This window comes from Streptomyces sp. NPDC059866 (assembly GCF_042731325.1).
Lineage (GTDB): Bacteria > Actinomycetota > Actinomycetes > Streptomycetales > Streptomycetaceae > Streptomyces > Streptomyces flavusporus.
On sequence record NZ_JBHWJT010000016.1, the window covers coordinates 117,516 to 134,102 of the forward strand.

Annotated in this window: 18 protein-coding genes, 1 pseudogene and 1 riboswitch; of the genes and pseudogenes, 13 read left to right on the forward strand and 6 right to left on the reverse strand. The window is 71.5% G+C overall.

The genetic code is table 11. From position 1 onward, the window contains the following. Window positions 1-28 precede the first annotated feature (28 nt). Complete coding sequence (locus ACFV7R_RS24890; RefSeq protein WP_385267044.1) at window positions 29-658, reverse strand: TetR/AcrR family transcriptional regulator; 630 nt, start codon at window positions 656-658, stop codon at window positions 29-31. A gap of 137 nt (window positions 659-795) precedes the next feature. Here ACFV7R_RS24890 and ACFV7R_RS24895 point away from each other — a divergent pair, with 137 nt between their 5' ends. After that, window positions 796-1,833 carry an ABC transporter permease gene (locus ACFV7R_RS24895; RefSeq protein ID WP_385267046.1) on the forward strand — a complete coding sequence of 346 codons (1,038 nt, stop codon included), beginning with the start codon at window positions 796-798 and terminating at the stop codon, window positions 1,831-1,833. Window positions 1,834-1,960: 127 nt separating this feature from the next. Here ACFV7R_RS24895 and ACFV7R_RS24900 read toward each other — a convergent pair whose 3' ends face one another. Beyond that, complete coding sequence (locus ACFV7R_RS24900) at window positions 1,961-2,239, reverse strand: type II toxin-antitoxin system Phd/YefM family antitoxin (RefSeq protein ID WP_385267049.1); 279 nt, start codon at window positions 2,237-2,239, stop codon at window positions 1,961-1,963. Window positions 2,240-2,327: 88 nt separating this feature from the next. Here ACFV7R_RS24900 and ACFV7R_RS24905 point away from each other — a divergent pair, with 88 nt between their 5' ends. From ACFV7R_RS24905 to ACFV7R_RS24915, 3 genes are all read left to right on the forward strand, one after another. Beyond that, on the forward strand, window positions 2,328-2,963 hold the full coding sequence (locus ACFV7R_RS24905) for an ATP-dependent Clp protease proteolytic subunit (protein WP_385267052.1): 636 nt from the start codon (window positions 2,328-2,330) through the stop codon (window positions 2,961-2,963). 7 nt (window positions 2,964-2,970) lie between these two features. Beyond that, entirely contained in the window at window positions 2,971-3,279 is a 309-nt protein-coding gene (locus ACFV7R_RS24910) for a hypothetical protein (RefSeq protein WP_385267054.1), read from the forward strand. Between the two features lie 338 nt (window positions 3,280-3,617). Continuing rightward, a riboswitch (cyclic di-AMP (ydaO/yuaA leader) is annotated at window positions 3,618-3,820 on the forward strand. A gap of 3 nt (window positions 3,821-3,823) precedes the next feature. Beyond that, window positions 3,824-4,297, forward strand: a complete 474-nt coding sequence (locus ACFV7R_RS24915; RefSeq protein WP_385267056.1) for a C40 family peptidase — start codon at window positions 3,824-3,826, stop codon at window positions 4,295-4,297. A gap of 159 nt (window positions 4,298-4,456) precedes the next feature. Here ACFV7R_RS24915 and ACFV7R_RS24920 read toward each other — a convergent pair whose 3' ends face one another. After that, window positions 4,457-4,915, reverse strand: a complete 459-nt coding sequence (locus ACFV7R_RS24920; protein ID WP_385267058.1) for an ATP-binding protein — start codon at window positions 4,913-4,915, stop codon at window positions 4,457-4,459. A 212-nt stretch (window positions 4,916-5,127) separates the two neighbouring features. On the opposite strand from ACFV7R_RS24920, the gene ACFV7R_RS24925 reads away from it, so the two are divergent. Next, on the forward strand, window positions 5,128-5,985 hold the full coding sequence (locus ACFV7R_RS24925; RefSeq protein WP_385267060.1) for a helix-turn-helix domain-containing protein: 858 nt from the start codon (window positions 5,128-5,130) through the stop codon (window positions 5,983-5,985). A gap of 9 nt (window positions 5,986-5,994) precedes the next feature. Further along, the gene (locus ACFV7R_RS24930; RefSeq protein WP_385267063.1) at window positions 5,995-6,246 is read left to right on the forward strand and encodes a DUF397 domain-containing protein; all 252 of its coding nucleotides are present in this window, start codon (window positions 5,995-5,997) and stop codon (window positions 6,244-6,246) included. Window positions 6,247-6,314: 68 nt separating this feature from the next. On the opposite strand, the gene ACFV7R_RS24935 is transcribed toward ACFV7R_RS24930, so the two are convergent. Then, on the reverse strand, window positions 6,315-7,442 hold the full coding sequence (locus ACFV7R_RS24935; protein WP_385267065.1) for an 8-amino-7-oxononanoate synthase: 1,128 nt from the start codon (window positions 7,440-7,442) through the stop codon (window positions 6,315-6,317). A 147-nt stretch (window positions 7,443-7,589) separates the two neighbouring features. Here ACFV7R_RS24935 and bioB point away from each other — a divergent pair, with 147 nt between their 5' ends. From bioB to ACFV7R_RS24955, 4 genes are all read left to right on the forward strand, one after another. Then, entirely contained in the window at window positions 7,590-8,723 is a 1,134-nt protein-coding gene (bioB, locus tag ACFV7R_RS24940) for a biotin synthase BioB (protein WP_385267067.1), read from the forward strand. Beyond that, window positions 8,716-9,996: an adenosylmethionine--8-amino-7-oxononanoate transaminase gene (locus ACFV7R_RS24945; protein WP_385267070.1), complete on the forward strand. Its 1,281-nt coding sequence runs from the start codon at window positions 8,716-8,718 to the stop codon at window positions 9,994-9,996. Before bioB ends, ACFV7R_RS24945 begins: the two co-directional genes overlap by 8 nt. Before the next feature lies 1 nt (window position 9,997). Then, entirely contained in the window at window positions 9,998-10,729 is a 732-nt protein-coding gene (gene bioD, locus ACFV7R_RS24950; RefSeq protein WP_385267073.1) for a dethiobiotin synthase, read from the forward strand. 119 nt (window positions 10,730-10,848) lie between these two features. Beyond that, window positions 10,849-11,529, forward strand: a complete 681-nt coding sequence (locus ACFV7R_RS24955; RefSeq protein WP_385267075.1) for a class I SAM-dependent methyltransferase — start codon at window positions 10,849-10,851, stop codon at window positions 11,527-11,529. A 9-nt stretch (window positions 11,530-11,538) separates the two neighbouring features. Here ACFV7R_RS24955 and ACFV7R_RS24960 read toward each other — a convergent pair whose 3' ends face one another. Together ACFV7R_RS24960 and ACFV7R_RS24965 are read right to left on the reverse strand one after the other, a co-directional pair. Then, complete coding sequence (locus ACFV7R_RS24960; protein WP_129796634.1) at window positions 11,539-11,913, reverse strand: fic family toxin-antitoxin system, toxin component; 375 nt, start codon at window positions 11,911-11,913, stop codon at window positions 11,539-11,541. A 154-nt stretch (window positions 11,914-12,067) separates the two neighbouring features. After that, window positions 12,068-12,268 (reverse strand): annotated as a pseudogene (locus ACFV7R_RS24965) (antitoxin); the annotation flags it as partial. A 209-nt stretch (window positions 12,269-12,477) separates the two neighbouring features. On the opposite strand from ACFV7R_RS24965, the gene ACFV7R_RS24970 reads away from it, so the two are divergent. The 3 genes from ACFV7R_RS24970 (at window position 12,478) to ACFV7R_RS24980 (ending at window position 16,576) form a co-directional block, all read left to right on the forward strand. Next, complete coding sequence (locus ACFV7R_RS24970; RefSeq protein ID WP_385267079.1) at window positions 12,478-13,290, forward strand: ABC transporter ATP-binding protein; 813 nt, start codon at window positions 12,478-12,480, stop codon at window positions 13,288-13,290. Between the two features lie 5 nt (window positions 13,291-13,295). Next, on the forward strand, window positions 13,296-15,860 hold the full coding sequence (locus tag ACFV7R_RS24975) for an FtsX-like permease family protein (protein ID WP_385267082.1): 2,565 nt from the start codon (window positions 13,296-13,298) through the stop codon (window positions 15,858-15,860). 263 nt (window positions 15,861-16,123) lie between these two features. Then, window positions 16,124-16,576: a hypothetical protein gene (locus tag ACFV7R_RS24980; protein ID WP_385267084.1), complete on the forward strand. Its 453-nt coding sequence runs from the start codon at window positions 16,124-16,126 to the stop codon at window positions 16,574-16,576. Window positions 16,577-16,587 lie beyond the last annotated feature (11 nt).

Here is a 16,587-nt window from a genome sequence, read left to right on the forward strand (position 1 = left end):
TTCGAGCAAGTTAACCGAGCTGTGATCCTCAGGCTTTCGGCTCGGCGTCCGTCATGCTCATCAACCCGCGCAGCCCGTCCCGCAGGACCTCCACCGGGGCGGGCCCGAACAGCGCCTGCTGGGCGATGAAGCCGAGGACGGCGGCAACCATCATGCGGGCCACATGGTCCGGCGGGATGTCCGAACGCATCCTCCCGGTCTCCTGGTAGACCTCCACGATCCGGCCCCAGGCCCCGCGCACGTTCCCGTATCCCTCGCGCAGGACGGCCGCGAGTTCCTCGTTGCGCGGGATCTCCGACCACACCTGGACGACCAGGCGCGGGAAGGCGGGGAGGCCGTCGAGGGTGAGGTTCGCGCGCAGGCCGAGGGTCCGGCTGAGAACGAGGGCCACGACGTGGTCGGGCGGCGGGGGCGGGCTCTGGTCGGCCGCCACCTCGAAGGCCGCGTGGACCTCGCCCAGCACCTCCGAGACGATCGCGGCGATCAGCTCCTCCTTTCCGCTGAAGTAGCGGTAGACCGCCCCGGCCGACAGGTCGGCCTCCTTCAGCACGTCCTGCATCGAGGTGGCGTGGAAGCCGTTACGGGCGAAGCAGAGCGCGGCGGCGTCGAGGATCTGCCGGCGGCGGGCGTCGAGGTGGGCCTGGGATACGCGTGCCATGGTCCCCAAACTAAAACGAACGTTCCTTCTTGACAAGTGACACCGAACGGCCGCACGGTGGCGACGTACCAAAAACGAACGATCCTTCTTTTTAACGGGTCGTCCAGACCCCCGGACCAGAGCCCAGAGGAGACACCATGTCCACCGCTCCCGCTCCCTCCACCAGGGCCCCCGCCCGGCGTGTGATCGCGGCCCTCGTCCTCGTCCCGGTCCTCACGGCACTCGCCCTGTGGGCCTTCGCCTGGCCCGCCGCCCGCACCGCGCCCCGCGACCTGCCGCTCGGGGTGGCCGGACCGGCCGCCGCGACCGCACAGGTGGAGAAGCAGCTCCAGCAGCACGACGGCGCCTTCGAGATCCACCGCTACGACGACGAGGCCGCCGCCCGGGACGCGATCGAGGACCGGAGCGTGTACGGCGCCGTGGTCGTCACGCCCCAGGGCCCCGAACTGCTGACCGCCTCGGCCGCGAGCCCGGCCGTCGCCCAGCTGTTGCAGCAGGCGGTGGCGCAACAGGCCGCCGCCAGTGGCGCCCAGGTGCGGACGGTGGACGTCGTCGCCGCGCCCGCGAAGGACCCGCGCGGTGCGGCCCTCAACGCGAGCGCGCTGCCGCTGGCCCTGGCCGGCATCGTCGCGGGCGCGGTGGTGACCCTGCTCGGCCTGCGGGGGATCCGTGCCGCGCTGGCCCTGGTCGGCGCTGCCGCCCTGGTGGGCCTGGTCGCGGCGGCGCTCGCGCACAGCTGGCTCGGGGTGCTCACCGGTGACTGGTGGGCGGAGGCCGCGACGCTCGGTCTGTCCACGCTGGCGGTGAGCGCGGCCGTGGCCGGGGCCGCAGCGCTGATCGGACCGGCGGGCATGGGCCTGATGGCGTTCGTCGTGATGTTCCTGGGCAACCCCTTCTCGGGGGCGGCGTCGGCGCCGCAGATGCTGCCCGAGCCGGTCGGCGCGATCGGCCAGTGGCTGCCGCCCGGCGCCGGGACGACGCTGCTGCGCTCGGTGTCGTTCTTCGACGGCGCGGCGGTGACCGGTCCGGCCCTGACCCTCACCTGGTGGGCCGCGCTGGGCCTCGGGGCGGTGCTGCTGGGCAACGCGATGAAGGCGCGCGCCGGGAGCGCCGAGCCGGCGGCCGACCGGGAGCCCGCGCTCGCCGGCCGACCCGCCGACCGGACGACCGGCTGAACAACCGACTGACCAGCCGACCGTGCACCTCCGCTGCAGCGGAGGTGCACGGTCCTTTTCGTGCCTCGGGGCGCGAGCCGGCCCCGAGGAGGAGTGAGGCGGCCCCCCAGGAGGGGTTCGGCCCCGGTTACGAGGGGTCCGCCCCCCGGTGCTCCGCCGCGATCCCGAACCGCTGCCGTTCGCGGGGAGCGGAGCCGGCCTCGCGGACCGCGGAGACCGAGCTGATCACCTGCTCGTCGGCCGGGGCGTCGAGCGCATCGAGTCGTTCCAGGTCGGCGGCGGAGACGAGGGCGACGAGGGGCTTGCCGTGCCGTGTGACGACGACGCGCTCACCGCCGTACACCACCCGGTTGATCAGGTCGGCGAGCTCAGCCCTGGCTTGCGTCACCGGAATCTCATAGGCCATGCCCCCATTCTAACGTCACGTACATCCTGTACATTTTTTACAGACGGCTCCGCCGGAGCCGGTTTCCGCCGCGAGGAGGGGGTTCGCCATGACCCGACCGTCCGCCCGTCACGTCCTGCCCGAGTTCACCGAACGTACGAGCTATGGGCACAAGACGATGGATCCGTACTCGAAGCTGCTGGAGGAACGGATCGTCTTCCTCGGGACGCCGATCGACGACACGTCGGCGAACGACGTGATGGCGCAGTTCATGCACCTCGAGTACCAGGCCCCGGACCGGGACATCTCGCTGTACATCAACTCCCCCGGCGGCTCGTTCAGCGCCATGTCGGCCCTGTACGACACGATGCGCTACGTCGGCTGCGACGTGGAGACGATCTGCCTCGGGCAGGCCGAATCGTCCGCCGCGGTCCTGCTGGCCGCCGGCACCCCGGGCAAGCGATACGCGCTGCCCGGCGCCCGGGTGGTACTCCGTCAGCCGGCCCTGCCCGAGCCGATCGAGGGACAGGCCAGCGATCTCGCCATCCAGGCCGAGGAGTTGACCCGCGTCCGAGCCCGCCTGGAGGAGATGCTCGTACGGCACACGGGGCGGACTCCGGAGCAGGTCGGCGCGGACATCGAGCGGGACAAGATCCTCACCGCCCAGGAGGCGGTGGAGTACGGCCTGATCGACCGGATCATCCCCAGCCGCAAGGCCTCGCGCACCACCCCCGGCGCACGGTGAGCCGCGGATGCTGCCGCCGGAACTCCCGCCGCTGCCCGCCCTGACCCGCGCCGAGGGCGAGGTGATCGACCGTTACCTGGACGTGGTGGACCTGCTCGGCCGGATCAATCCGGCCCACGAGGGGGACACCTACCGTGGACTGCGCGCCGCCCAGGCGCTGGTGCGCAAGGCCGCCGAACTGCGCGACGCACTCGCACTGATGCACCAGCGGGGCGAGAGCGAGCTGCACGCCCCGACACTCGCGCGGGCGCTGCGCGTCCTGGACGGTGAACGCCGCACGGCGCGGGTCATCGTTCCACCGCGCTCCGACAGTTGACGCACCGCCAGTCGGACCGGCTCGTCAACCCTCACGGCGCCCTGTCCGGGCCGGAGTTGAAACGGACCAAAAGGCGTACCCCCGCCCGGAGTATCCGAGCATACTTTTTTGGAGCCGCTGCACTTGCGCAACAGACATACCTCCGGGGCGGAATAGAGCATTCCAGTGCTGGTCCGGGAGTTCGCGGCACCCTTGACAGCCGCTCGAACAGCAGGCTGTCCACCCGAACGGGTGAGTGGTGAGTAACAACACAAACCCCCGGTTCCGTTGGGATTTTCGGACATTCGTGAGTCAAGATCCGTGACTGACGACAAGACCCCGTCGCAGCGGCGGGGCGATCCGGGCGGACGCCGAGTCCTGCCGCCGCCCGGATGACGGGTCGACAGGAGTGGATCGGCAGGAGTGGAGGACCCAGGTACGACGGGTTGCCGGAGCGCATGTTCCGAGCAGCCCTTGGGGTGAAGCCGCGATGACGCGGCCGGGCCACTTCGCCAGCCCGAATCCGACAGGTCATCCTTCACAGGCGGCTGACGAAGGGTTGCGCATGACAGCGCTCAATCGTGTCCCGTCGCTCATGGCCCGGGCCGGCACGGCCTCGGCCCTCACTCTGGCCGCGGTGGGCGGCTCCGTCGTGGTTCCGGGTGCCGCCTCCGAGGCCGCTGCCGCCTCGCCGGCGCACAAGGCGCTGCAGATCGCGGCGTCGAAGAAGGGCTCCCCGTACGCGTGGGGCGCCACCGGGCCGCGCAGGTTCGACTGCTCCGGGCTCACGCTGTACTCGTACAAGAAGGCCGGCAAGAAGCTGCCTCGTACGGCCGCCCAGCAGTACAACAAGACCCGCCACATCTCGGCCAAGAACCGCAAGGCCGGCGACCTCGTGTTCTTCCACTCGGGGTCCAGCGTCTACCACGTCGGTATCTACGCCGGAAAGGGGAAGATCTGGCACGCCCCGAAGACCGGGGACGTGGTCAGGCTGCAGAAGATCTGGACGAGGAGCGTCTGGTACGGCCGGGTCTCCTGACCCCTGGGGCGCGGTGGCGGCAGCGCCCTGACGCACCGCCACCGCCCCGCCCGTGCGCCCCGGCCCGCCCTGCACCCGGAGCAGGGCCGGGAGCCGCCTGCGCCGCCCATGACGCCCTCCGGGCACGGGCGGCGCACTGCGCTGTCCGGTGGACGCGTCCTACGGCTCCTGCGGCCCCGCCGCCGGCACCGGCCGCGAGGGGACGGTCCACGGCAGTTCGATGGAGACCGTCTTGCCGCCCTCGCGGGTGGGACGCACCCGCAGCCGGCCCCCGCACTCGTTGGTCAGCCAGCGGATGATGACCATGCCGCGGCCGTTGTCCTGCTGGACGGCGGCCGGCAGCCGCTTGGGGAAGCGCGGGTGGCTGTCGGTCACGCCGATGCGCAGCTGTTCGTCGCGGTCGAGTTCGATGTCCACCGTGAAGGTGGGTGACTGGCCGAAGGTGTGCTGTACGGCGTTGGTGGTGAGTTCGGAGACGATGAGCCGGATGGTGTCAGCCACCTCGCTGTCCGGCGCCAGGCCCCACTCCACGAGGGTGCTGACCACATAGCCGCGAGCCGCGGAGACCGAGGCTGGATCGCTCGGCAGAGTGACGGATGCTTCCAGATGGTCTGCCATGGCGAGGTCGTCCCTTTCCCACGGGACCGCAGTCCGACACGGAGCGGATGGTTCGAGTACGGTCCCGGACTGGTGCTTCGTCGCCAGACTGCCACTACCGCGCCGGTCACGGTGGCGATCCACCTAGATATGCATATATCTGTCGCTCGAAGCGGTGAACTCTGCGACGGCAGACCGTATTTGGGCGGCCCAGAAGGAGTAAGGAGTTGCCCATGCAGCACGGTCCCGCAGTGCGCCGTCGGAAACTGGGCGCCGAATTGCGCACGCTGCGCGGCCGCGCCGGCCTCACGAGCGGCGAGGCGGCCCGGCTCGTGGGCTGGCATCAGTCGAAGGTGAGCCGGATCGAGACCGGCGCGAGCGGGGTGAAACCGGCCGATGTGCGGTTACTCCTGGATACCTACCGGGTGACGGACTCCCAACTCCGCGAAGTGCTCCTGACGTTGGCGGACTCGGGCGGCCACGGCCGGGACCACTGGTGGCACGCCTACCGCGGGGTGCTGCCGCCCACCTACCGGGACTTCATCAGCCTGGAGTCCCAGGCGAGCGCGATGCGCACACTGGAGACCTCCGTCGTTCCCGGGCTGCTCCAGACGCCCGAGTACGCGCGTGCGGTGACCCGGGCCGCGGTGGAGGGACTGGACGAGGACCGGCTCGACGCCCTGGTGGAGGTACGCCTGGCCCGGCAGGACGTGCTGCGTTCGCAGCCGCCCCTGGTGCTGAGCGCCGTACTGGACGAGGCGGTGCTGCGCCGCGAGGTCGGCGGACCGGATGTCATGGCCCGGCAGCTGACGCGGCTGGTGGAGGCGGCCCGGCTGCCCCAGGTGCGGCTCCAGGTGTTGCCGTTCGCGGCCGGAGCCCACATCGGCATCACCGGGCCTTTCGTTGTCTTCTCATTTCCGAGCACTTCTGATCTGGATGTGGTTGTTCTCGACCACTTGACGAGTAGCCTCTATCTCGAACGGAAAGAAGACGTAGAGGCCTACACCGAGGCCTTCAACGTCCTTCAGTTCCATGCCCTTTCGCCCGAGGACTCGTTGGACTACATCGCCGGGATAGGTGACGGCGCGTAAGGAGGCACCATGACCGCACTGCCTCGGAACGTACCTTCCAGCACTCGACTGCTCGGTGTGCACTGGCTGCGCAGCAGCTACAGCACCGGGGCGAACAACTGTGTGGAGACGGCCCGGCCGGACCACGGCCCAGGCGCCGGACTGCTCGCCGTGCGCGACTCCAAGGACCCGGCCGGACCCGCGCTGCTCTTCTCCCCCGAGAGCTGGGCGGGATTCACGGCCTCGTTCCGGTGCGGCGAACCGACCCCTGACCACCCCTGACCAGTGTCACTTCCTGATCGGATCTGATCAGGTCCGTATCGCGTGATACACGGCCGTGGTACGCCGACTCATGGTCGCGTTTCACCGATCACCCGTACAGCGCGTTCGATCTGGTCCCCGGAGAGGTCCGCGCGGGCCGTCAGCCGCAGCCGGGAGATGCCGTCGGGCACGGAAGGGGGCCTGAAGCAGCCCACGGCGAGCCCCGCGGCGCGGCAGTCGGCCGCCCAGCGCACGGCCCCCTCCGGGGACGGCGCGCGCACGGAGACGACCGCGGCGTCCGGGCGTACCGCCTCCAGACCCATGCCCGTCAGCCGGGCGTGCAGTTCGCCCGCCACCGCGCGCGCCCGCGCCGCCCGCTCGGGTTCGCGGCGCAGCAGTCTCAGTGCCGCCAGGGCCGCTCCCGTGGCCGCGGGGGCGAGGCCGGTGTCGAAGATGAAGGTCCTGGCCGCGTTGACCAGGTGGTCGATCACCCGGGCGGGGCCGAGCACGGCGCCGCCCTGACTGCCGAGCGACTTGGACAGTGTCACCGTCACGACGACATCGTCGGCGCCCGCGAGCCCGGCCGCGTACGGGGCGCCCCGGCCGCCCGCACCGAGCACACCGAGGCCGTGGGCGTCGTCGACGACCAGTCCGGCGCCGTGCGCGCGGCACGCCTCGGCCAGTGCGGCGAGCGGTGCGGCGTCGCCGTCGACCGAGAAGACCGTGTCGGACACGGCGACGGCCGGCCCCTCGTGGGTCTGCAGCGCCTTGCGCACCGCGTCCGGCTCGGCGTGCGCGACGACCTGTGTCGTACCGCGGGCCAGCCGACAGCCGTCGATCAGCGAGGCGTGGTTGCCGGCGTCGGAGACGATCAGGGAGCCGTGCGGCGCGAGTGCGGTGACCGCGGCGAGGTTGGCCGCGTACCCGGAGGAGAAGACCAGGGCCGCCTCGACGCCGCAGAAGTCGGCCAGCTCCCGTTCGAGTTCGCCGTGCAGCTCGGTGGTGCCGGTGACGAGCCGGGAGCCGGTGGCGCCGCCGCCCCAGGTGCGCGCGGCCCGCGCGGCGCCCTCGGTGACCTCGGGGTGGCGGGCCAGCCCCAGGTAGTCGTTGCTCGCCAGGTCCAGCAGCGGCGTGTCGGCGGAGCGGGGGCGCAGGGTCCGTACGAGTCCGGCGCGGCGGCGCAGCTCCGCCTGCTCGTCGATCCAGCCGAACGCCATGACCCCTCCGGGACTTTTGTAGGTAATGCACAGACCCTAGCGGGACGCAACGCAGCTCAGTGTGTGGCAATACCCACACGACGAACTGCCAGAGCTGTGCGAACTCTCCTTGGCCGGAGGTGGTGCCTTAGGACAGGATCGGCTCTCATGGACCTGCTGAACACGCTCGTGGACAAGGGGCTTCGGCGCGAGCTGCCGACCCGCGAGGAAGCACTGGCCGTCCTCGCCACTTCCGACGACGACCTGCTCGATGTGGTGGCCGCGGCCGGCAAGGTGCGCCGGCACTGGTTCGGCCGACGGGTGAAACTCAACTACCTCGTCAACCTCAAGTCGGGCCTGTGCCCCGAGGACTGCTCCTACTGCTCCCAGCGGCTCGGATCGAAGGCCGGCATCCTCAAGTACACCTGGCTCAAGCCTGACGAGGCCTCGCAGGCCGCGGCCGCGGGGCTCGCCGGGGGTGCCAAGCGAGTCTGTCTGGTGGCCAGCGGACGGGGCCCGACCGACCGTGACGTCGACCGGGTCTCCGAGACCATCAAGGCGATCAAGGACCAGAACGAGGACGTCGAGGTGTGCGCCTGCCTCGGTCTGCTCTCCGACGGCCAGGCCGAGCGGCTGCGCGCGGCCGGCGCGGACGCGTACAACCACAACCTCAACACCTCCGAGGGAACGTACGCGGACATCACGACGACGCACACGTACGCCGACCGGGTGGACACGGTCCAGAAGGCGCACGCGGCCGGGCTGTCGGCCTGTTCCGGTCTCATCGCCGGAATGGGCGAGAGCGACGCGGACCTGGTCGACGTGGTGTTCTCGCTGCGCGAGCTGGACCCGGACTCGGTGCCGGTCAACTTCCTGATCCCGTTCGAGGGCACTCCGCTCGCCAAGGAGTGGCACCTCACCCCGCAACGGTGCCTGCGCATCCTGGCGATGGTCCGGTTCGTCTGCCCGGACGTCGAGGTGCGCATCGCCGGTGGCCGCGAGGTGCACCTGCGCACCATGCAGCCACTGGCCCTGCATCTGGCCAACTCCGTCTTCCTCGGCGACTACCTCACCAGCGAGGGCCAGGCCGGCAAGGCCGACCTGGAGATGATCGCGGATGCCGGGTTCGAGGTGGAGGGCACGGACGAGGTGACGCTGCCGGAGCACCGGGCGGCCGGCGGCTGCGCCTCGACGTGCGGCTCGGCGTCGGTGCCGGCGGCCGAGACGGCCCCCGAGGCGCGCACCGACCTGGTGGCCGTGCGCCGCAGAGGAGCCGGAACGGACCTCGCGCCCAATGCCTGAGCTGACCGTGCCCGAGCTGCTGGACCTCGACCGGCGGCACGTCTGGCATCCGTACGGGCCGATGCCGGGCCGGCAGGAACCGCTCGTCGTCGAGGCGGCGAGCGGGGTGCGGCTGAGGTTGGCGGACGGCTCGGGTGAGCTGGTCGACGGCATGTCGTCCTGGTGGTCGGCGATCCACGGCTACCGCCACCCGGTGCTCGACGAGGCCGCGCGTGAACAGCTCGGCCGGATGAGCCATGTGATGTTCGGCGGGCTCACGCACGAGCCCGCCGTACGCCTGGCAAAGCTCCTTGTCGACATGTCGCCTGACGGTCTGGAGCATGTCTTCCTCGCCGACTCCGGCTCGGTGTCGGTCGAGGTCGCCGTCAAGATGTGTCTGCAGTACTGGCGTTCGCTCGGCCGCCCGGGCAAGCAGCGCCTGCTGACCTGGCGCGGCGGCTACCACGGCGACACCTGGCAGCCGATGTCGGTGTGCGATCCCGAGGGCGGGATGCACGAGCTGTGGACCGGGGTGCTGCCCCGTCAGGTGTTCGCGGACGCGCCCCCGACGGAGTACGAGGAGTCGTACGCGGACCATCTGCGCGCGATGATCGAACGGCACGCCGACGAACTGGCCGCGGTGATCGTCGAGCCGGTGGTGCAGGGCGCGGGCGGGATGCGTTTCCACTCCCCCGCGTACCTGCGGGTGCTGCGCGAGGCGTGCGACGCGCACGACGTGCTGCTGGTGTTCGACGAGATCGCGACCGGGTTCGGACGTACGGGCACGCTGTTCGCGGCGGAGCACGCGGCTCTCGCGCCGGACGTGATGTGCGTGGGCAAGGCGCTGACCGGCGGCTACCTGACGATGGCGGCGACGCTGTGCTCCTCGCGGGTGGCCGACGGCATCTCGCGGGGTGAGGTGCCGGTGCTCGCGCACGGGCCGACGTTCATGGGCAATCCGCTGGCCGCGGCCGTGGCCTGCGCCTCCATCGAGCTGCTGCTCGGCCAGGACTGGTCGGCGGAGGTCAAGCGGATCGAGACGGGGCTGTGGGAGGGGCTGGCTCCGGCCGCGGACCTTCGGGGTGTGCGGGACGTCCGGGTCCTCGGCGCCATCGGCGTCGTCCAGCTCGACCACGCGATCGACATGGCCGCGGCGACGAGGGCGGCGGTGCGTGAGGGCGTGTGGCTGCGGCCGTTCCGCGATCTGGTGTACACGATGCCGCCGTACGTCACGAACGACGCGGACGTGGCGCGGATCGGGCGCGCGGTGTGCGCCGCGGCGCGGGAGGGATGACATGCCGGTTCTGGTGATCACGGGTACGGGCACGGAGGTCGGCAAGACGGTCACGACGGCCGCGGTCGCCGCCGCCGCACTGGCCGCCGGGCGTTCGGTGGCCGTGCTCAAGGCCGCGCAGACGGGCGTACGGCCGGACGAGCGCGGGGACGCCGACGAGGTCGCGCGGCTCGCCGGTGCCGTCACGGCGGCCGAACTCGCCCGGTATCCCGAGCCGTTGGCGCCGGGCACCGCCGCACGGCGGGCCGGGCGGGCGCCGGTGCACCCGCAGGAGATCGCCGAAGCGGCGGCCAAGCTGGCCACCGAGCACGATCTGGTGCTGGTCGAGGGTGCCGGCGGGCTGCTCGTACGGTTCGATGCGGCGGGCGGGACCCTCGCCGACGCGGCCGGGCTGCTCGCCGCGCCGGTGCTGGTCGCGGTGTCCGCGGGGCTGGGCACGCTGAACACCACCGAGCTGACGGCACGTGAAGTACGGTCCCGGCGGCTCGACCTGGCCGGGGTCGTCATCGGCAGCTGGCCCGGCGAGCCCGACCTCGCCGCCCGGTGCAACCTCGCGGATCTGCCGGAGGTGGCCGGAGCCCCGCTCCTGGGCGCCGTGCCCGCGGGGGCCGGGGCGCTGGCTCCGGCGGCCTTCCGCGCGGCGGCACCGGACTGGCTCGCGCCGCGGCTGGACGGGACGTGGGACGCGGAGGCGTTCCGGGTGCGTCAGGCGCCACCGACGTTCCGGTGGTGAGCGCTGCCAGGTGTACCGGCCGGACAGGCCCTTACCGGGACAGCGGTGTCTGCACCGTGGAGTGAGGGGCCGTACGGGTGGACAATCGCCGTACGGCCCGTCCTGCGAGGGAGGTCCTCATGCCGCTACGGTCCGCCGGCGCCCGCAGGGTGGCGCGGGATCCTGTGTACCACCCGTTGTTCGCCCGCTACTACGCCCGCGTCAGCGTGGCCGCCGAGAGCCGGCTGGGCATGGCCGGGGTGCGCGACCGGCTGCTCGCCGGGCTGTCCGGACGCGTGCTCGAGATCGGCGCGGGCAACGGACTGAACTTCGCGCACTATCCCCGTACGGTCCCGGAGGTCGTGGCGATCGAACCCGAGCGCAGTCTGCGGCAGTTGGCGGTGGAGGCCGCGCTGCGCGCCCAGATGCCCGTCGACGTGGTGCCGGGGGCGGCGGAGGCGCTGCCGGTCAAGAGCGAGGCCTTCGACGCGGTGGTGCTGTCGCTGGTGCTGTGCAGCGTGCGGGATGTGCCGCGCGCCCTGGGCGAGGTGCGCAGGGTGCTGCGGCCCGGCGGTCAGGTGCGGTTCTTCGAGCACGGGCGGGGCGGCGGCCGGGCGATGACGTTCACCCAGCGTGCGCTGGACCGCACGGTGTGGCCGCCGTTGAACGGCGGCTGCCATCTGTCCCGGGATCCGGTCGCCGCGCTCAGGGACGCCGGGTTCGAACTGGGCCCGTACCGGCGGATGCTGATGCCGGAGAAGGGGCCCGTACTGCCCACCTCGTTCTGTGTGCTGGGCACCGCGTGGCGCCCCGAGGAGTAGGGCCGGGCGTCACAGGCTCCACTGCTGCAGTTCGCGCGCGATGTCGTGCACCGACGCCTCACCGCTTTTCACCAGCCGGGCCAGGTCACGCACCTGCACGGGCGAGGTGACGACCTTGACGCCGCTGGCGACCAGATAGGCGTACGCGACCGCGGAGGCGAACAGGGCGTTGGAGCGCTCCAGCGCGGGGACATGGATCAGCAGTTGGAGCAGGGCCGCAGCGCGCGCGTGCGGGGTGTCGTAGACGGGAACGTCGAAGATCTCGGCCTGGTGGCGCGCGACCGCGGCGACGAGAGCTCCCCAGTCGGTGACCTGGGGATCTCCCGGCGTCTTCTGTTCGGCGAGCATCAGGAGCCAGGCAAGGTCGATGGTGAGGTCGCTCAACGGATCAGTGGCGACCTTCGCTCGTGCGGCCTTGACGGTCCTCCCCGAGGCTCGGCTTCTCCCCCACGCTCGGCTTCTCCCCCACGCTCGGCTTCTCCCCCACGCTCGGCTTCGCTCGCGCGGGGAGACCCCCATGAGCAGGGGCACCCCCGTCGAACTCCTCGGCGAAGACGGACTCGTACTGCTTCATGAAGTCGGCGGCGGCCTCCACGAAGGTGTGGCCGACCTCTCCGGTGTCCTGCCGCACGAGCTCTTCGATGTAGCGGTTGACGCTCATGCCGCGCGCCAGGGCGCGTTCGCGGGCCGCGCGGGCGGTGTCCTCGTCGACGCGGACGTTCAGCTGGGTCTTGGCCATACCTCGAAGCTAGCGCCGGAACGCTAGCAGCGGCAAGGGCGTCGCACGAGGGGCAGTGAGTGCCCCTTACAACCACATTCGGGGCCCGACCTGGGAGGGAGACCGTCCACAACCTCGGCGGGATACCGTTTGTGGTGCGTATCACATCGCCCTCGGCACAGACACGGAACTCGTGACGCCACGAGCGAGGCGCGATCAAGGAGGCAGCCTTGTCCACACCTGCTGCGGAGCACACCCCGGGGCTCGCACCGGCCGACGGGGTCGCGGCCCGCGCCCGCGGTCTCACCAAGGCATACGGCTCGGGCGAGACGACGGTGCTCGCCCTCGACTCGGTGGACGTGGACGTCGCGCGCCGCCGCTTCACCGCCGTCATGGGCCCGTCGGGCTCCGGGAAGTCCACGCTGATGCACTGTCTGGCCGGGCTCGACACCGTCTCGGCCGGACAGGTGTGGCTCGGCGACACCGAGATCACGGGGCTGAAGGAGCGCGAGCTGACCAGGCTGCGGCGGGACCGGATCGGGTTCATGTTCCAGTCGTTCAACCTCATCCCGACGCTGAACGCGCTCGAGAACATCACCCTGCCCATGGACATCGCGGGCCAGAAGCCCGACCGGGAGTGGCTGGACCAGGTCATCGACACGCTCGGCCTGCGGGACCGGCTGGGGCACCGGCCCTCGCAGCTGTCCGGCGGCCAGCAGCAGCGCGTCGCCTGCGCCCGCGCGCTGGCCTCCCGCCCCGAGCTGATCTTCGCGGACGAGCCGACCGGCAACCTCGACTCGCGGGCCGGTCTGGAGGTCCTCGGCTTCCTGCGCGGGGCCGTCGACGACCTCGGGCAGACCGTCGTCATGGTCACCCACGACCCTGGCGCCGCCGCCCACTCCGACCTGGCGCTCTTCCTCGGCGACGGGCGGATCGTCGACGAGCTGGAGCGGCCGACGGCCGAGGCCGTGCTGGAGCGTATGAAGCGGTTCGACGTGATCCGCCGCCGGACCGACGACGCCACCCCCGTCCAGAGGGACTGAAACCCGTGCTCAGGGCAACACTCCGGAGTTTCGTCGCCCACAAGGGGCGACTGCTGCTCTCGGCGCTGGCCGTCCTGCTGTCCGTGGCGTTCGTCACGGGCAGCCTGATCTTCTCGGACACCGTCAGCCGCACCTTCAACCGGCTCTTCGCGTCGACCGCGGCGAACGTCACCGTGACCCCCAAGGAGACCCTCGACGAGGTGGTGCCGTCCGGTGCGACGGCCACGCTGCCCGCCGCGCTCGCCGACCGGGTCGCCCGGGTCGACGGCGTGGCCGCCGCCCGCGCGGAGGCCGAGGCCACGAACATCACGGTCGTCGACGCCGACAACGAATCGGTCGGCCCGACGACCGGCGCCCCCACGATCGGCACCAACTGGAACCCGAGCGACCGCAGCCCCGTCGAGCTGACCTCCGGCCACGCCCCGCACGGGCCCACCGAGGCGCTGATCGACTCCGAGACCGCCGACCGCAGGAACGTACGGATCGGGGACGTCGTGACGGTGATCGCCGCACCCGGCTCCTTCCGGGTCGAGGTCGTCGGCATCGTCACGTTCACGACCACCAATCCCGGTGCCGCACTGGTGTTCGTCGACACGCCGACCGCCCAGACGAAGCTGCTGGGCGTCGAGGGAGCCGCCACGAGCATCACCGTGGACGCGGCGGACGGCGTGAGCGACACCACGCTCAAGCAGCGCGTCGCGGCCGCCCTCGGCGCCGACCGCTACCACTTCCGGACCGCCGACGAGCAGGCCGAGTCGGACGTCGAACAGCTCGGCGGCTTCCTCGACGTCATCAAGTACGTGATGCTCGGCTTCGCCGGGGTCGCCGTCCTCGTGGGCGTGTTCCTGATCGTCAACACCTTCTCGATGCTGATCGCGCAGCGCACCCGCGAGCTGGGCCTGCTGCGCGCGCTGGGCGCCGACCGGCGCCAGGTGCGCCGGTCGGTGCTCACCGAGGCGCTGCTGCTCGGCCTGGTCGGCTCCACGCTGGGTCTGGCCGCCGGCATCGGGCTCGCCGTCGGCCTCTTCGAACTGATGGGCCTGCTCGGCATGAACATCAAGTCCACCGAGATGGTCGTCGGCTGGGTGACACCCCTCGCGGCGTACGTCGTCGGTGTCGGCGTCACCTTCGTCGCCGCGTACCTCCCGGCCCGGCGTGCGGCGGGCGTCTCGCCGATGGCGGCGCTCTCCGACGCCGAGGTCGCCGCGGTGGGCCGGCCGCTCAAGGTGCGTGCGGTGGTGGGCGCAGTCGTGGGAGCGGCGGGCGCGGCGGCACTGGCGGGCTGCGTGGGGTCGTCCGAGACGGGAGCGGCGGCATCCCTGCTGGGCCTCGGGGTGCTCCTGACCCTCATCGCCACCGTGGTCGCGGGACCTCTCCTGGTCCGGCCGGTGATCCGGGTGCTGGGCGGGGCCTTCCCGGCGCTGTTCGGTTCCATCGGCCGGATGAGCCAGCGCAACGCCCTGCGCAACCCCCGCCGTACCGGCGCCACGGCGGCCGCGCTCATGGTGGGCCTCGCGCTGGTCGGCGGGCTGTCGGTGGCGAGCGCCTCGATCACGAAGTCGTTCGACCGGCAGATCGACCGGACGCTCGGCGCCGACTTCGTGATCCAGAACAACTTCGTGCCCTTCCCGCCGGAGGTCACCGCCCATGTGCGCGACACCGAGGGCGTGGGGCTCGTGGTGCGCTCGCGGTTCACGCCGATCGCGGTCCTCCTGCCCGACGGCGCCCGCGTCGAGACGACCGCCGCCGGCTACGACCGGCGGCTCGACGAGGTCGCCAACATCACCTACGCCGGGGGCGACAGCGCCGCCGCGCTCGCCGCCGGTCACCTGGCGATGGACCTGGACTTCGCGCAGGACCACGGCATACGGCTCGGCAGCACCGTCCCCGTCGAGTTCCAGGGCGGACGCACCGCCGAACTGACCGTCGGCGCTCTCACCGACCAGGAGTCCGCCGAGGGCTTCGGACTGCAGGGCGGGATCTACTTCGGCCTCGCCACCCTGGAGCGGTACGTGCCGGGCGGGCAGGACTCCGTGCTGTACGTCAACGCCGCCCCGGGCACGAGCGACGACGACCTGCGCAGGAACCTGGAGCGGACGCTCGACGTGTATCCGCAGCTGCAGGTCCGGGACCTGGCCGACTACAAGCAGCTGGTGCGCGACCAGATCTCCGTGCTGCTCTACCTCGTGTACGCCCTCCTGGGGCTCGCGATCACCATCGCCGTGCTCGGCGTGGTGAACACCCTCACCCTGTCGGTCGTGGAGCGCACCCGGGAGATCGGGCTGCTGCGCGCCATCGGGCTGGCCCGGCGGCAGCTGCGCCGGATGATCCGGCTGGAGTCGGTGGTGATCGCGGTTTTCGGCGCGGTCCTGGGCCTCGGGCTGGGCCTGGCGTGGGGAGTGTGCACCCAGCAGGTGCTGGCGTTGCAGGGCATGACGGCGCTGGCGATCCCGTGGGGCACGATCGTCGCGGTGGTGATCGGCTCGGCGGTGGTAGGCGTCGTGGCGGCGCTGCTGCCTGCCCTGCGGGCCTCGCGGATGAACGTACTGGCGGCGATAGCGCACGAGTGACGCGGAGGTACGCCGGGCCGCCCTGCTGTCCCGGGAACGAACCAGGATCAGCGGGTCAGGTGAACGGCCGAGGTCAAACACCAAGCTGAGCGGCTGTGGGTCAACGCCGGGCAGCGCGCGCATCCACTGGACCCTGTGCCGTCAGTGGCTCGACCGCATAGGTACCCCCTTCCTGACGCTCGTGCCGGCGGAACCGTTTCACCGGGTGCCGTGTCCTTCTTCGCGGAGGGTGGTTCCACGCCGCGGAACACCTGTGAAGGGGGATGGCCATGGGGCAGGTGCGCGAGGGGGCACGGTTGGGGGCTTGGGCCGTCGGCGGGATCATCGGCCTGGCGGCGTTGTACGTGATCGGGGTGTTCGCCTTCGGCGGCGCGGGGTGGATCACCGCCCCGTTCCGCGGTGAGGCGGACAAGCGCGAGAACACCGTCGGCTCGGGCGAGTTCCGTCAGACCACGTACGAGGAGTTCTTCGATCTGTGCGAGGCCGTGCAGAACGCCGAAGGGACGATCCAGGCGCTCCAGGAGGAGCGGAAGACCGCTTCGGAGACTCGTACGACGCAGATCGACCAGTCGATCACCGCGCTGAAGGCCACGCGGATCGAGTCGGTCAACGACTACAACTCGAAGGCCGCCCAGGAGCACCGCGCGCCCTTCCGTGACAAGGATCTGCCGTACCGGCTGGATGCCACCGCCGAGCGCACGACGTGCACCAACTGATCCCCATCTCA

Bases quoted from the DNA above. Each gene is read 5' to 3' on its own strand.
- ACFV7R_RS24890 (WP_385267044.1), bottom strand. From the start codon at position 658: ATGGCACGCGTATCCCAGGCCCACCTCGACGCCCGCCGCCGGCAGATC.
- ACFV7R_RS24895 (WP_385267046.1), top strand. From the start codon at position 796: ATGTCCACCGCTCCCGCTCCCTCCACCAGGGCCCCCGCCCGGCGTGTG.
- ACFV7R_RS24900 (WP_385267049.1), bottom strand. From the start codon at position 2,239: ATGGCCTATGAGATTCCGGTGACGCAAGCCAGGGCTGAGCTCGCCGAC.
- ACFV7R_RS24905 (WP_385267052.1), top strand. From the start codon at position 2,328: ATGACCCGACCGTCCGCCCGTCACGTCCTGCCCGAGTTCACCGAACGT.
- ACFV7R_RS24910 (WP_385267054.1), top strand. From the start codon at position 2,971: ATGCTGCCGCCGGAACTCCCGCCGCTGCCCGCCCTGACCCGCGCCGAG.
- ACFV7R_RS24915 (WP_385267056.1), top strand. From the start codon at position 3,824: ATGACAGCGCTCAATCGTGTCCCGTCGCTCATGGCCCGGGCCGGCACG.
- ACFV7R_RS24920 (WP_385267058.1), bottom strand. From the start codon at position 4,915: ATGGCAGACCATCTGGAAGCATCCGTCACTCTGCCGAGCGATCCAGCC.
- ACFV7R_RS24925 (WP_385267060.1), top strand. From the start codon at position 5,128: ATGCAGCACGGTCCCGCAGTGCGCCGTCGGAAACTGGGCGCCGAATTG.
- ACFV7R_RS24930 (WP_385267063.1), top strand. From the start codon at position 5,995: ATGACCGCACTGCCTCGGAACGTACCTTCCAGCACTCGACTGCTCGGT.
- ACFV7R_RS24935 (WP_385267065.1), bottom strand. From the start codon at position 7,442: ATGGCGTTCGGCTGGATCGACGAGCAGGCGGAGCTGCGCCGCCGCGCC.
- bioB (WP_385267067.1), top strand. From the start codon at position 7,590: ATGGACCTGCTGAACACGCTCGTGGACAAGGGGCTTCGGCGCGAGCTG.
- ACFV7R_RS24945 (WP_385267070.1), top strand. From the start codon at position 8,716: ATGCCTGAGCTGACCGTGCCCGAGCTGCTGGACCTCGACCGGCGGCAC.
- bioD (WP_385267073.1), top strand. From the start codon at position 9,998: ATGCCGGTTCTGGTGATCACGGGTACGGGCACGGAGGTCGGCAAGACG.
- ACFV7R_RS24955 (WP_385267075.1), top strand. From the start codon at position 10,849: ATGCCGCTACGGTCCGCCGGCGCCCGCAGGGTGGCGCGGGATCCTGTG.
- ACFV7R_RS24980 (WP_385267084.1), top strand. From the start codon at position 16,124: ATGGCCATGGGGCAGGTGCGCGAGGGGGCACGGTTGGGGGCTTGGGCC.